The sequence below is a fragment of the Paenibacillus sp. DCT19 genome, from assembly GCF_003268635.1.
Lineage (GTDB): Bacteria > Bacillota > Bacilli > Paenibacillales > Paenibacillaceae > Paenibacillus.
This window is the reverse complement of sequence record NZ_CP029639.1, coordinates 5,826,525-5,841,556: the sequence shown is the minus strand read 5'-3', so window position 1 is coordinate 5,841,556 and position 15,032 is coordinate 5,826,525. Positions and strand designations below refer to the sequence as shown.

The window sequence follows — 15,032 nt, the reverse complement described above, 5'->3', positions numbered from 1 at the left end:
TTATAGGAAAGCATATGGAAATCATGCGTCCCGATCGTAGAGGGGAGCCGAGCCGAAGGCAATGGCGACCTACCGTGAACGAGGCAAAGCCGCGAGCGTCCCCTCGTAGTAGAGCGACTGCACTAGATTCCGGCAATAGGTTGGAATCTAGTGCAGAATCGGGGGCGCACGATATACCTTCACATAGCAAGACCCGACCCACCGCCAATGCACCGCTTGTTTCGGCTGTCCATAGGGCTGAGCCCTATGGGGCTCTTCCTAGGAAGGGAGGGTTTGGGAGGGTTCGCAACACGATATTGATTTTTGAAAGGGTGGATACACATTGGCTAGCGAGAATATTGTCATCAAAGGTGCACGAGCACACAACCTAAAGAACATTGATATTACCATTCCGCGTGACCGTTTTGTTGTATTGACAGGTCTGAGCGGCTCAGGCAAGTCCTCGCTGGCTTTTGATACGATCTATGCAGAAGGTCAGCGGCGATATGTAGAGTCATTATCTGCTTATGCACGGCAGTTTCTAGGACAAATGGAGAAACCGGATGTGGATTCTATTGAAGGACTCTCCCCAGCGATCTCGATTGACCAGAAAACGACTAGTCGTAATCCACGTTCAACCGTGGGAACGGTAACCGAGATTTATGACTATTTACGTCTATTATTTGCACGTGTTGGACATCCTCATTGCCCGGATCACGGCGTAGAAATTACATCGCAGACGGTGGAGCAGATGGTCGATCGTGTCATGCAGTATCCGGAAAGAACTCGATTGCAGATTTTGGCACCGATTATCTCTGGACGTAAGGGCGAGCATAAAAGTGTATTTGCCGATATATCCAAACAAGGATTTGTCCGTGTACGGGTAAATGGCGAGATGCGTGAACTGTCGGAAGATATCCAATTGGAGAAAAATAAGAAACACACGATTGAAGTTGTCGTGGATCGGGTTGTCATCAAAGAAGATGTTCAGTCACGTCTTGCAGATTCAATAGAGACAGCACTTAATCTGTCTGGTGGACAATTGCTCGTCGATATCATCGGAGAGGAAGAACTCCGTTTCAGCTCTAATTTTGCATGTCCGGTGTGTGGATTCAGCATTGAAGAGCTCGCGCCACGAATGTTCTCTTTCAACAGCCCATTTGGAGCTTGTCCTGAATGTGATGGACTTGGTGTGAAAATGATCGTTGACCCGGATCTGCTAGTACCTGACCGGAGTAAAACGATTGAAGATGGCGCATTTGATGCATGGACAGGAGGAACATCAACGTACTATCCTCAGTTCTTGAAGTCAGTATGTGAACACTTCAACATTCCGCAGGATGTACCTGTCGAAGACCTCCCAGCTGATCAGATGAACAAGTTGCTGCTGGGTACAGGTACAGAGAAAATTCGTTTCCGTTATGAGAACGACTTTGGACAACGCAAAGAAGCACTGGTGACCTTTGAAGGCATCGTAAATAATTTGGAGCGGCGCTATCGTGAAACGGCATCTGAGGGCATCCGTGAATTCATTGAAGGGTATATGAGCGCCAAGCCTTGTGGTACATGTAAAGGACATCGTTTGAAACGTGAAAGTCTTGCAGTCACAATTAATGACCATAACATGGCATATGTAACGAGCCTCTCTATAGGAGAAGCGGGTAAATTCTTTGAAACGTTGGATCTGAGTGAGAAGGAACGCGCTATTGCGAACCTGATTCTCAAAGAAATTAATAGCCGTCTGGGCTTCCTGGTCAATGTCGGTCTGGATTACCTCACTCTGAGCCGTGCTGCCGGAACATTATCTGGTGGTGAAGCGCAGCGGATCAGACTGGCGACACAGATTGGTTCTAGTCTGATGGGTGTGCTCTACATTCTAGATGAGCCAAGTATCGGTCTGCATCAACGGGATAATGATCGTCTAATCAGTACGCTAGCTCATATGAGAGATATCGGAAATACGTTAATCGTAGTTGAGCATGATGAAGATACGATGATGGCAGCCGACTATATTATTGATATTGGTCCTGGTGCGGGTATCCACGGAGGTACCGTAATGTCGCAGGGTACACCAGAAGAGATCATGAATGACGAGAACTCGTTAACGGGTCAATACCTCAGTGGACGGAAGTTCATTCCGATACGTGCGGAACGCCGCAGTGTAGGTGATCGTTGGTTAGAAGTGCGCGGAGCCAAAGAAAATAACCTGAAGAACCTGAATGTAAAAATTCCAGTTGGTGTGTTCACTGCCGTAACGGGTGTATCTGGATCAGGAAAATCGACACTGATTAATGAAATTTTGTACAAAACATTGGCGCGTGACCTGAATCGTGCTCGTGTACGTCCTGGACAACATAAAGAGATCCGTGGTTTGGAACATATCGATAAAGTCATCGATATTGACCAGTCGCCAATCGGTCGTACACCGCGCTCCAATGCGGCTACGTATACCGGAGTGTTTGATGACATTCGGGATTTGTTTGCGCAGACGAACGAAGCCAAGATGCGTGGTTACAAAAAAGGGCGCTTCAGTTTTAACATCAAAGGTGGGCGCTGTGAAGCTTGCCGTGGTGATGGAATTATCAAGATTGAGATGCACTTCTTGCCGGACGTATACGTTCCTTGTGAAGTCTGCAAAGGCAAACGTTATAACCGTGAGACGCTCGAAGTGAAGTACAAATCCAAAAACATCGCTGATGTACTTGAAATGACGGTTGAGGATGCAACACAATTCTTCGAGAACATTCCAAAAATCCATCGCAAGATGCAGACATTGCTTGATGTAGGATTGGGTTACATCAATTTAGGACAACCGGCAACAACCTTGTCCGGTGGTGAAGCTCAGCGTGTGAAGCTTGCTTCCGAGCTGCACCGTCGCAGTACAGGGAAGACTATTTATATTCTGGACGAGCCAACGACAGGACTGCATGTCGATGATATCGATCGATTGCTAAACGTACTGCACCGTTTGGTTGATTCCGGTGAAACCGTGCTTGTTATTGAGCACAATCTGGATGTAATCAAAACAGCCGACTATATTGTTGATCTGGGGCCAGAAGGCGGCAGTGGCGGCGGAACAATCGTAGCAACGGGAACACCAGAGGATATTGTTCAAGTAGAGGCATCTTATACCGGTAAGTACCTGAAACCTGTTTTGGTGCGGGATACGGAGCGCAGCAGAGCTCTGCAACTGGCTGACTAATAAGCGTTTAGCAAATTATAATTTATATAGCTCAAAGGCACGTAAGCCTGGCTGAAGGGCGAAGTATTCTGATGAACCTTCTTTACTGAGAATAGGGATGTGGACGACAAGCCACGACCTTTTCTACGGTGAGGGAGGTTTTTTTGGATTGTCAGCATTAAATCAGACCACTTTATAAGGGCTTCTTGGCGATGCTGAACAGGCGTCAAATACCCTAGTAATCTATGAATTCGGTGCTTGGCTTGCTTGATCCATCGGTCTAAAAGAAGAAGGTATGCAACCTCCATTTACTAAACCATCGTAAAAGTGAGTCATTATGCTAGTTTTATGGCTTGTATTTTGGCACCCAAAGAGCCATTGAGTTAATGGGTGAGATCCTACGTGAATGTCGAGATCCAGCAGTTGGTCGATGGTAATTCCCTCACTTATGAATTTGAGCACGCACCGTCTAATACTAAAGTATATAAAAACCGCATAGATGAAGATATGGCTAGGTTGAATGGTTGATTTAATTCTTATACATATATCCATACTGCTCAGTGTTTTAATATATACTAAGGGACAGACAATACTTACCGTTCGTTACTATAATTGAAGTGAATGCTTGTGCTATGTCACTAGAACTTGCGAAACCGTGTTTATAAATTTGTAAAGGGAAGAAAGAGACTGGATAACCAATGGCTCTACATATACGCAGACAAAACAATTTAGGAATAAGTGTTCGAGCCGACAAGTGACGTCGGTGAACGGGAAATTTTGCTCAAGAAAGAAGGGTGTTTAATGAAAATACTTCCAAAAAATATGCTATTCCTGTGTGCAGCTCTCGCATTCGCTATTTTGTTCCTGTCCACTGAAGACGGGAAAGCGGCCTCCATCGATGCATTGGATCAATACACACCAGACAATCCGACCAGCCATGGAGGATCCAACAATGTTGGACAAAGTTTTACTGCGGGATTGACGGGACATATGTATGATCTTGAATTAATTATGCTTAATGAATCAGCGCCTCCGATGACGGTGACCGTCGAAATTCTAGAAGGCCAGAACATGTCTGGAACAGTGCTTGGTAGGGCGAGTTTCGAGAGCAGTCACGTGACTGCTCGCCTTCCTGGTGATTGGGTAGATGTTCATTTCACAGACGGTGTGTACGTGGAAGCCGGTAAAATGTACACGATCAAGATGACGACATCGTCAATAAGCGGCCAACTGCAATGGTCTATGTTCCAGAGTAACGTATATGACCGAGGAGCACCCTACTACGCCAATGTTTGGGGAGCCGGGGCAGAATACGGATTTCGGACATACGTTGCTACAGAGCAACGCGTGACAACGAACCTTACGGTATCAGGGGTATCTGGTAACTATGGGGACACGGTTCAACTGGTTGCGGACTTGACTGCCGGGGGACAGATCTTCCTTCCCAGCCGATATCCTTTGCGATTAATGGGATTGCGGTCGGATCTGAAGTAACGAACGCTTCCGGCACGGCAACATTGGATTATCCATTAGATCTTATTCCTGACAACTATACCATCACAGCTTCATTTGCTGGATATCAGACCTATCTGCCGTCTAACGGCACCAGCATGCTCAATGTGAATAAGAGGCCGTTGACCCTGTTGGCGGCAGATGCAACTCGTATGTACGGAGCAAGTAATCCCGTATTCACTGGTACAATGACGGGGACACGAGCACAGGACGGTATCACTGCGAAGTATGGCACAATGGCGGGGGAGTCAAGCATTGTGGGTACGTATCCTATAGAAGCGACACTCAACGATCCGAATGGGAAATTGAGTAATTACAATGTGACCCTATCACCCGGTACACTGACAATTGAGCAAGCACCACTGAACGTAACGGCAGACAATGCACGTCGTCTGTACGGGGCAAGTAACCCCGTGTTCACTGGTACGTTGACAGGAGTACTGCACCAGGATGGAATAACTGCAACGTATGAAACAACGGCAGGAGAGTCAAGCAATGTAGGAACGTATCCTATAGAAGCGACACTCAACGATCCGAATGGGAAATTGAGTAATTACGATGTGACTCTATCACCCGGCACACTCACAATTGAGCAAGCACCGCTCAGCGCAATCGCAGATGGTGCACGCCGTCTGTATGGGGCAAGTAACCCCGCGTTCACTGGTACAATGACGGGAGTGCGGGACGAGGACGGTATCACCGCTACGTATGGAACAGCAGCAGACTCAGCCAGTGATACAGGAACGTATCCGATCGAAGCATCGCTGAATGATCCAAATGGAAAGCTGGACAATTACGATGTGACCCTATCACCCGGCACACTGACAATCGAGCAAGCGCCGCTCAGCGCAACTGCGGATGATGCACGCCGTGTGTATGGGGCAAGTAACCCCGTGTTCACTGGTACGTTGACAGGAGTACTGCACCAGGATGGAATAACTGCGACGTATGACACAACGGCGGGAGAGTCAAGCAATGTGGGAACGTATCCTATAGAAGCGACACTCAACGATCCGAATGGAAAGCTGGACAATTACGATGTGACTCTGACACCCGGCACACTGACAATCGAGCAAGCGCCGCTCAGCGCAACTGCGGATGATGCACGCCGTGTGTATGGGGCAAGTAACCCCGTGTTCACTGGTACGTTGACAGGAGTACTGCACCAGGATGGAATAACTGCGACGTATGGCACAACGGCGGGGGAGTCAAGCAATGTGGGAACGTACCCTATAGAAGCGACACTCAACGATCCAAATGGAAAGCTGGACAATTACGATGTGACTCTGACACCCAGCACACTGACAATCGAGCAAGCACCGCTCAGCGTAACGGTGGACGCTGTGGCACGATGGTCGAATTATGACAATCCCGTTTTGACGGGGAAATTAATCGGCGCAGTTGCAACTGATAACCTTAGTGTAATTTATAAAACATTTGCCGATAAGAATAGCCCCGTTGGCACATATGAGGTTGAAGCGGAGTTGATTGACCCTGAAGGCCAGCTTAGCAATTATGATGTTACAGTGTACTCAGCTGAACTTGTTGTATATGCCGCACCGTATCCAGTCTACTCTACCGGGGACTCCGCGGAAACGGTGACGAGAGATATCGAATTGGCAAGTATGGACGAAAAGGGAAGGCCAATTACATGGCGTTCATCCGATACCCGTTTTCTTGATCCGGCTACGGGGCAAATACAAAGACCAGTCTTCTTAGAAGGTAACGCTGAGATTATGCTGTCGGCGAGCGTGGAAGCATACGGAACCGTTTATGAGGCTGCCTATGAATTAATGATATATGCCGCGGACATGACTGATGAGACAGCGGTGGAGCTTGACGCTCAAAATCTAAGAATCGGATACGCGGACGGGGACAGTGCCACTTCGGTGCAAGGCAGGTTATCGCTTGAGACTAGGGGAGCGAACGGAACAACCATTTCTTGGACGTCATCGATGCCCTCCTTAATTGATCCTATGACCGGGCTCGTACGCAGGCCGTCTTATTCCACAGGCGATCAAACTGTTACAATGAAGGCTACGGTAACAAAGGGAGACACATCCTTGGAAGTAGAGTTTCATGTAAAGGTCATTCGCTCAAACAATACGGGGACAGGCGGCGGCTTCGTTAATCCCGAACCCGAGCCTCAAATAGAACCCGAAAAGGAAACCTCGACGCCGCCCTACATGGATATTGAGACTCCTCGGGGAGTGAAGAGAATTGAACTAACGAAGGATAAGGACGTTTCGAATATAATCAGGGTGGCTGTGGGCGAGGAGGACGTGCAATTTACGATAGAGAACCGAGTGCTGGAGAGGCTTAAATCCCTTCATCCCGACATGACACTCATCATCACCACAAGATTAACGAACTTCACCATCCATCTGTCCAAGCTGGAGATAAACCAAGCGGACGACAGGCTAAGAATTAGCGTTCGCCACATCAACAAAATGCCCAAACTTGCGTCCGCGATTGCTGAGCAAAAGGCAAAAGTAATGGCCGGAGCGGTGCAAACGGACATTTCTGTACTTCATGCAAATGGACAACATGCTGAGACCAGTCCGTACGCAAGGTTTGTGGAACAACGTATACGCCTTGGAAATGTCACTGGATTCGATAACGCATCCGTGGTTCGGTGGGATGAGGAGCGAGGGGAGCTGCGTCATGTGCTGGCGCGCTTCACCAGCGAGAATGGAGAAACAGTAGCGATTATCCAAAACAGTGGCACTGGAATCTATCTTGTTATGGAACGTTCGGTGAGCTTTGCGGATATGCAGAATCACTGGGGGCGTGAAGACGTGGAGAAGCTGGCTTCCAAATTAATAGTACAAGGTCGCGGTTCGGATCGTTTTGAGCCAAATGGCAGGCTAACGCGAGCGGAGGCAACGGCTTTACTGAACCGGGCTCTGGGTATATTCACTTCCAGCTCCGTCTCCACCTTCTCTGACGTACAAGGGCAGTGGTACGCGGTGGATGTTATGACCGCATACCAAAGCGGACATATTGCAGGTTATAACGATGGGACATTCCGCCCGAATGAGTCAATAACACGAGAAGAATTAGCCGTAATCATTACCAGAGCCCTTGCATTCGTGGGGGACAATGCGTATAAACAACCTGCACGCGATTGGCAGCCGGTAGACGAGGATAACATATCGGTTTGGGCAAAGGAAGCCGTTAATCAAGCGATTCGCCTCAACATTCTTAATGGAGATGAGCAGGGACACGTCAGGCCTCATGCCGCGACAACCCGAGCAGAAATGGCCGTGATGCTCTCACGGATGCTGCAAACAATCGATCGGAACTAATGAATATGATGCCAATATTATCCATTATTATTGTGAAGCCTTGTAGCGACTGTTTGGAACAGGCGAATGCCTGGCTCCTACTTCAAGTGGCCTAAGAAGCGGCCGGTGTGTAAGCTACAATCAGCAGCGCTCTCAATGTGCTGAAGGAAGGTGGCCAGCTGATAATCATCGCCGCGTATAGCCAGCCTGTCATAGTCGATGTGAACCAACTGCTGGTTGGCGAGCTTCGAGCGAAGGCATCTCTCCCTTTCATATTTTCGGGGAGGGATGCTTTTTTCTGGTTTGCAGATGTTGACCATGGGTACGCCGTCTATGTGAAGTTCACTAGGACGAAATGAAAGTGTTTACATATACGATATGACAAGCATCATAGACATACCCGGATGAATTGGATTTTTTTCATTTTTATGGATGATAGGGCTTGCATTACAAGCAGGCTACGGCTAACATAGAGTTAGATATTTGGGCAGGAGTTAGCTTTTTTGCACGGATTCACAAGTGAATTGGAGCGTTTCAGATACGGAATTAAATGTTGTTTATTGGGACGTTGCCTAAATGTGCGTTTAATTATGGTGAGGAGGTTTGTCTATCCATGTTGCTTGCAGAGGCTGCCACGGCGAGTACATCGAATTTTAATGCATTTGATATCTTTGTCCTGTTGTTTACGATTATTATCTTCATAGGCGTTGTGCGATTGATTCGGGCACCTAAGAAGAATCTGTTTGCGATCGGATTTGCAGTGGTCAGTTTGCTTGTTTTCTTGATGACGGACTATGCCATGATTACCGGATGGTTCAATTAGTTAGATTACGGATTAACGTAGTTGCGTATAGCGATAAGAACACAGACGAAGCACTTTCCAGAGCTAATGGTGGAAGGTGTTTTTTTTGTTGGATCAAGGTCAGCGTAGTGGAATGAACTTTCTATGAAAAACAGGACTCAGAACAATTGTATAACCATAATTTGTGTGATAGATTGGAGGATACTGACAGAACAAGGTAGAGAGAAGAGATTAAAAGAGTAGGCTACATAACCGATAACAGAGGATAGACCGAAAGGGATGAGTGAGAGAATGAACAGGTTAGGAAGAAAAAGTATAGCCATGATGATGGCGATGGTGCTTTCCATTAGTGTGGCAACAGCAGCAGGAGCAGCGGAGTCGCCGGCAGGTGCTGGCATGAAAGCCAAAGTCGTTGATGGACAAGTGTATGTCAGTTCCGCGGACTTGGTTAAGGCACTTGGGGGTAACGGACAATATGATGCCAAGACGGGCACCTATCTTTATAAAGGAAATGAGATGATCCCAAAAATCATTGAAAGGGTGTCTCCATCCGTTGTGAGCATTATTGGTAAAGCAAGTGACGAACATGGCGACGCATCCTCCGATGAATATGATCTGGCGCATGGGACAGGCGTAATTATCCGGTCGAATGGATGGATTGTAACGAATGCACATGTCGTTGATGGTTTAGATAATCCACTCGTTGTGACGTCAGATGGCAATACATACAACATTACCAAAACATACAGTGATCCAATCAGTGATATTGCACTCATTAAAATTAATGCCAAATCGCTCAAACCGGCGACATTCGCCAAAGGGTCAAAGACCTCTGTCGGAGAGACGGTGATTGCGATTGGGACACCAGTTACATTTGCCTTGCGGAATACAGCAACGGTTGGTGTGATTAGTGGACTTAACCGCGAAGTGGAAGAAGCGAACTATCGTTTAATTCAGACCGATGCAGCCATTAACCCAGGGAACAGCGGTGGTCCATTGTTCAATTTGAAGGGCGAAGTTATCGGTATTAACTCGATGAAATATACGGAAATCGGCATAGATAACACGGGATTTTCGATTCCGGTGGATACGGTGCAATATGTTATCGATCAGTATTTCAAATACGGTAAGGTGAAACGTGCAAGTCTTGGAATACTGCTGGAAGAAAGTTGGTCTACTGTCGTAGGAATGCCTACGGATGATCCTTTAACGGTAAATGGCGTGTTGTCCAATGCAGCGAAGAAAGCCAAAATCCAAGAGGGTGACCTGTTATATAGTATCGGAGTCACACGTGTATCTTCGGCGGCCGATATCAATGAGCTGCTCAAAGCGTATTTGCCAGGCCAAAAAGTGAAACTGATGATGCAATCGGATGGTGACATCGTTATCCGCACGTTGGTACTTGGAGATCGAGCAGATTTCGAGGCTGAGATCGAAGCGTTTCTAACAGGGGATGAAGAACAATAACGACGGGAAGTAGCCCGTACTTAGAGAGGACGAATGAACGGAATGAAGAAGTCATTTTTACGTGTGCTGAGCACAGGCATGTTGGCTGGGGTACTGACTTTTGCCTTAGCCATGCCAGCATGGGCATCCGAGGATAGCATTACTAACGAAATGCGAATTCAAGCAGGAAGCACTTACGCTTACATCAATGGAAGCAAACAAACTATTGCGAAGCCTTACAAGAGCAATGGCGTGACCATGGTACCTGTCGGCGTTTTCAAGAAGGCTTTTGGCAGTGAAATCCGTTTGGAGAGCAATGATGTTGTCAAAATCAAGGAAGGTGCACATACGGTAACGATCACGATTGGTAGTCCGATTGCCTGGGTGGATGGCGTCAAAAAAGACATGGGTACATCCCCTAAAATGGTGAATGGTGTACTTATGGTTCCGCTTCGCGTGGTGGCAGCAGGAATCGGCGCAACACTTGCTCCAACGTCTTCAGGAGAAATCGTCATTCGCTTAGCGCAAACGGAATTGCCGACGGATGTGGACGAGGACGACATCGATGTGGATGCAGGTAAAACGAGAATCGGCAATAGTTATTATGGCTGGTCGATCGACTACCCAGAAGATATGATTACTTTGCAATCGGAAGAGCAGGAGCGCATGATGTCATTTGGCCCTGCAGACGAAAGTTATTATCTTCAGGTGTATGTCAGCGATCAGAATGCTGCACTTGATGCCGATGATTTGTTACAACAGCTTCTACAGGAAGCGAAGCTAGCGGAAGACGTTGTGCTGGATCGCCAAGCAGTCAATGAAACCAACACGCCATATGCCCGAATTGTTGTGAAAGATAAGGACGGGATGTTCTGGGAGATACGTCAATACGTCCAGAATGATCGTCTCTATAGTATTTATTTTGCAGATTATGATGCGGTCTATTATATGGATCTCGATCAACATGCAGCATTACTGGACTCATTCCAGCCTACCTATGATCAGTCAGACGATTCCATTAAAGATGTATCTACAGTCATTGAAGGGATGCGTTACGTCCACAATGGTGATTATGGCATTGAGCTGAATGTACCAGCAGGTTGGTCGATGGACAATAACGAGCTGTCCTACCAAGCGAAGGATGGAGCATACTTGGAAATGATCGTTTCATCTACGCCTAAGGGGGCTACCATTGAACAATGGAGTGAACAACTGGACAAGTGGATGCGTGAGGCATTCACGCTAGATAACTATGAGCCTATCCGATCCTATACGATGGATATGTCTGGAGAGACAGCAAAGGTTCGGGAGTTCCGTTATAACTTTGGCGATGGATGGCAGACAGAGTACAATGTACTGTTGCAGAAGGGCGATTATCGTTATTATGTTGAATATTCGTTCCCGGAAGATCAGAAGCAAGATCAAGCATGGTTTGAACGCATTGTTGAGAGTATCTATATTGATTTTGATATCGTTGCTGATAACTTTGGTCAATTGGAAGAGGATTACTATTTGATAGACAAATCGAAGCAACGTACACGGACATCCAAACGCTATCAGTACAGTGTAGATATTCCACGCTACTGGACGCCTTATAATGATCAGTTCGAACAATCTCCAGTGGCATATACTTTTACGGGTGGAGAGTTCTCTATTGCTGCAGACGAAGAGAAAACGCTTGAGATGACGGCCAGCCAGCTGAGAGAAGCGTATACGAAAGCAAGTCAAACGCGCAAGAACTTCAAGCTAATGAATAGTGAGAAGATCACGTTTGCAGGTGTGCCTGCCTATTCCTTTACCTATCAGGACGTGGAGAAGGGTGTACCCTATAGCGGACGTCAGATTGCATTCGAGAAGAATGGAATCACGTATACGATCACGAGTGGGCTGAATGATGCGAATCGAACGGAAGTTCAGGTAGCTGTGTTGGAAAAAGTATTGAACTCATTCACATTTATTAAATAAGGATGTTATGAAACAATAATATATAACATGCATGCCGGAAGGTCAGAAGACCTTTCGGTTTTTTATTTTGCGTATGAAAATGGTAAACGGTTTTTTCAGGAAAGCGTAGAAGAGTCGGTGCAGAAGTGGTACACTATACTAGTTCAGGAGTTATGACTGCTGATCTGATATGAAAGAATGACTGTAGGCCTGGATATCGGGGAATACAGACATATGTATAGATAGAATGATTGAATGATTTTAATTGATAGGTTGGACGTTCAGGCATGAAATCCGGCACATAGCCGGTTATGGGGAGGATATACATGAAAACAGCAACAATACGAAGAGAAGATGTCGAGCTTCTGGCACCCGCAGGTGACTGGGACTGTATGCGTTCGGCGGTAGCCAACGGCGCAGATGCTATTTTCTTCGGAGTCGAAAAATTTAATGCACGCGCACGCGCAAACAATTTCCGCATGGACGAGCTGCCAGAGATTATGGCGTTTTTGCACAGTTACGGCGTAAAAGGTTTTTTGACCTTTAATATATTGATTTTTGAAAATGAGTTGGCGGATGCCAAAGAACTCATTGATGCTTGTGTAGATGCTGGCGTAGATGCGGTAATTGTACAGGATCTTGGTTTGGTCAAATTGATCCGCGAAATCTCGCCGGACTTCCCGATTCACGGTTCAACGCAAATGACGATCACATCCCCGGAAGCGGTGGAATTTACGAAGCCGTTTGACATGGAACGTGTCGTGCTTGGACGTGAGAACAACTTGAAGCAGATTCAGAAGATCGGAGAACAGGCAAAATTGCCGATGGAAGTATTTGTCCATGGTGCGCTCTGTGTATCCTACTCGGGTCAATGTCTTACTTCTGAAATGTGGGGTGGACGTTCTGCGAACCGCGGAGAATGTGCACAGGCCTGCCGTTTGCCGTACGATCTGATGGTCGATGGTGAGCATAAACCGATGGGTGATGTGGCATATCTGCTGTCTCCTAAGGATCTGGCTGCGATTGACTTGATGCCTGAACTGATCGAAGCAGGTGTAACTTCTTTCAAAATTGAAGGACGTCTCAAAACGCCAGAATATGTGGCGAACGTGGTAAGTAAATATCGCAAAGCGATTGACCGGTATTTTGACGGAGATAACACACCGCCTAGTAAGGAAGAAGTTCGTGAACTGCAACAGAGTTTCTCTCGTGGCTTCACGCATGGCTTCCTCGATGGTACGAATAACAAGCAACTCGTAGATGGTACATTCCCGAAAAGCCGTGGTGTCTATCTTGGACGTGTTGACCAAGTGTTGCGCGATGGCGTCGTTCTGAAGCTCGATGCACCGGTGAAGCGTGGAGACGGAATTGTATTTGATGCCGGAGATCCAACGCAGAAGGAAGAAGGCGGGCGTGTATACGATGTGCGTCGTAAAGGCGTAAAACTCGAAGGTGAAGCTGGAGAGGGCTGGATTGTGGACATCGTGCCAGGCCGTAGTGATGTGGATCTGCGCCGTGTGAAGGTTGGCGACAAAGTATGGAAAACGAATGACCCTGCGCTGGATAAACGTCTGCGTCAGTCATTTGAGACAGATAAGCCATACCGTGTGTTCCCGGTAACCGTCAAAGTGATTGGCAGCCCGGGACAGCCACTTAGTACGTGGTGGACAGATGTGCAGAAGGGCACAACAGTCCGTGTAGACTCCGAGATGGAACTGGATATCGCTCAGAAACGTCCAATGACATACGAGTTGCTCGAAGAGCAGTTTGGACGTTTGGGTGGTACGGTGTTCCAACTGGAGCAGTTGGATGTCAACCTGCATGGTGATATCATTATCCCAATGCGCGAGCTGAACAATATTCGCCGTCAGGCGGTTGAACAGCTCGCGGGTGAGCGTCCTAAACCACCTGTCTACGTGAAACGTGCGGTGGACGTATATGGCGATACGGTGAAACCAGCATCGCCAGTTGCTCGTGGTCAAGCGGAACTGACCGCGCTCTGCCGTAGTCTGCCGCAAGTAGAGGCAGCACTGGAAGCGGGCATTGAGATGATCTACGCTGATTTCGAGTTCATCAAACAGTTCCCGGCAGCTGTAGAGGCTGTTCGGACGGCTGGACGCAAAATTGCGCTGGTAACTCCGCGTATTCATATGCCTGGCGAGAACGGATACCACAACAACATCCTGCGTCTGAAGCCGGATGCAGTGCTGGTACGTAACACGGGTGCACTTTATTTCTATCTCCGTCATCGGATGGAGAACCCGGATGCGAAGCATCCGGAATTGATCGGTGATTTCTCATTGAACATTGCGAATCACAAGGCTGTTGAATTGTTCCTGGAAGCAGGTTGTGATTCGGTCACTCCTTCATATGACCTGAACATTCAGCAAATGGTTGATCTGCTGGGTCGCTCACGGACAGACAAGATGGAAGTGGTTATTCACCAGCATCTGCCGATGTTCCATACAGAACACTGCGTGTACTGTACGTTTATGAGTGAAGGTACGGACTATACGAACTGTGGACGTCCATGTGAAGATTCCCGCGCATCTCTGCAGGATCGGATCGGTATGTCTCACCCCGTACGTGTGGATGAAGGTTGCCGTAATACCGTTTATAACGCAGTAGAGCAATCTGGTGCTGAATATCTAGCCAACTTCATGGATCTGGGCGTATCCCGTTACCGTGTAGAATTCCTAGAGGAAACACCTGAACAAGTACGTGAAGTTATTGATCTATACAACCGTGCACTGCGCGGTGAGATCAGCGGTACGCAAGTTTGGAAAACCCTAAAAGCAACAAACCAACTCGGCGTAACGCGTGGTCAATTGGTGAAATAAGCTCACAAACCCCAATCTCTGCCTTACGGAGCTCTTGGGGT

General features: G+C 47.4%; 7 protein-coding genes. All 7 read left to right on the top strand.

The genetic code is table 11. The features are described from left to right. Positions 1-322 precede the first annotated feature (322 nt). The 7 genes from uvrA (at position 323) to DMB88_RS26665 (ending at position 14,991) form a co-directional block, all read left to right on the top strand. Positions 323-3,181, top strand: a complete 2,859-nt coding sequence (gene uvrA / locus DMB88_RS26695; protein ID WP_128103706.1) for an excinuclease ABC subunit UvrA — start codon at positions 323-325, stop codon at positions 3,179-3,181. Between the two features lie 780 nt (positions 3,182-3,961). Next, the gene (locus DMB88_RS26690) at positions 3,962-4,654 is read left to right on the top strand and encodes a hypothetical protein (protein ID WP_128103705.1); all 693 of its coding nucleotides are present in this window, start codon (positions 3,962-3,964) and stop codon (positions 4,652-4,654) included. Continuing rightward, positions 4,612-7,980, top strand: a complete 3,369-nt coding sequence (locus DMB88_RS26685) for an MBG domain-containing protein (protein ID WP_368028380.1) — start codon at positions 4,612-4,614, stop codon at positions 7,978-7,980. Before DMB88_RS26690 ends, DMB88_RS26685 begins: the two co-directional genes overlap by 43 nt. Positions 7,981-8,572: 592 nt before the next feature. Beyond that, positions 8,573-8,782, top strand: a complete 210-nt coding sequence (locus DMB88_RS26680) for a hypothetical protein (protein ID WP_056693600.1) — start codon at positions 8,573-8,575, stop codon at positions 8,780-8,782. A gap of 270 nt (positions 8,783-9,052) precedes the next feature. Continuing rightward, complete coding sequence (locus DMB88_RS26675; RefSeq protein ID WP_128103703.1) at positions 9,053-10,228, top strand: S1C family serine protease; 1,176 nt, start codon at positions 9,053-9,055, stop codon at positions 10,226-10,228. Positions 10,229-10,270: 42 nt separating this feature from the next. Continuing rightward, the gene (locus DMB88_RS26670; protein ID WP_164848796.1) at positions 10,271-12,172 is read left to right on the top strand and encodes a stalk domain-containing protein; all 1,902 of its coding nucleotides are present in this window, start codon (positions 10,271-10,273) and stop codon (positions 12,170-12,172) included. Between the two features lie 305 nt (positions 12,173-12,477). Next, entirely contained in the window at positions 12,478-14,991 is a 2,514-nt protein-coding gene (locus DMB88_RS26665) for a U32 family peptidase (protein ID WP_128103701.1), read from the top strand. The last annotated feature ends 41 nt before the right edge of the window (positions 14,992-15,032 follow it).

Excerpts from the sequence above, each read along its gene's own strand:
- DMB88_RS26665 (WP_128103701.1), top strand. The coding sequence starts at position 12,478 with ATGAAAACAGCAACAATACGAAGAGAAGATGTCGAGCTTCTGGCACCC.
- DMB88_RS26680 (WP_056693600.1), top strand. The coding sequence starts at position 8,573 with ATGTTGCTTGCAGAGGCTGCCACGGCGAGTACATCGAATTTTAATGCA.
- DMB88_RS26675 (WP_128103703.1), top strand. The coding sequence starts at position 9,053 with ATGAACAGGTTAGGAAGAAAAAGTATAGCCATGATGATGGCGATGGTG.
- DMB88_RS26690 (WP_128103705.1), top strand. The coding sequence starts at position 3,962 with ATGAAAATACTTCCAAAAAATATGCTATTCCTGTGTGCAGCTCTCGCA.
- DMB88_RS26670 (WP_164848796.1), top strand. The coding sequence starts at position 10,271 with ATGAAGAAGTCATTTTTACGTGTGCTGAGCACAGGCATGTTGGCTGGG.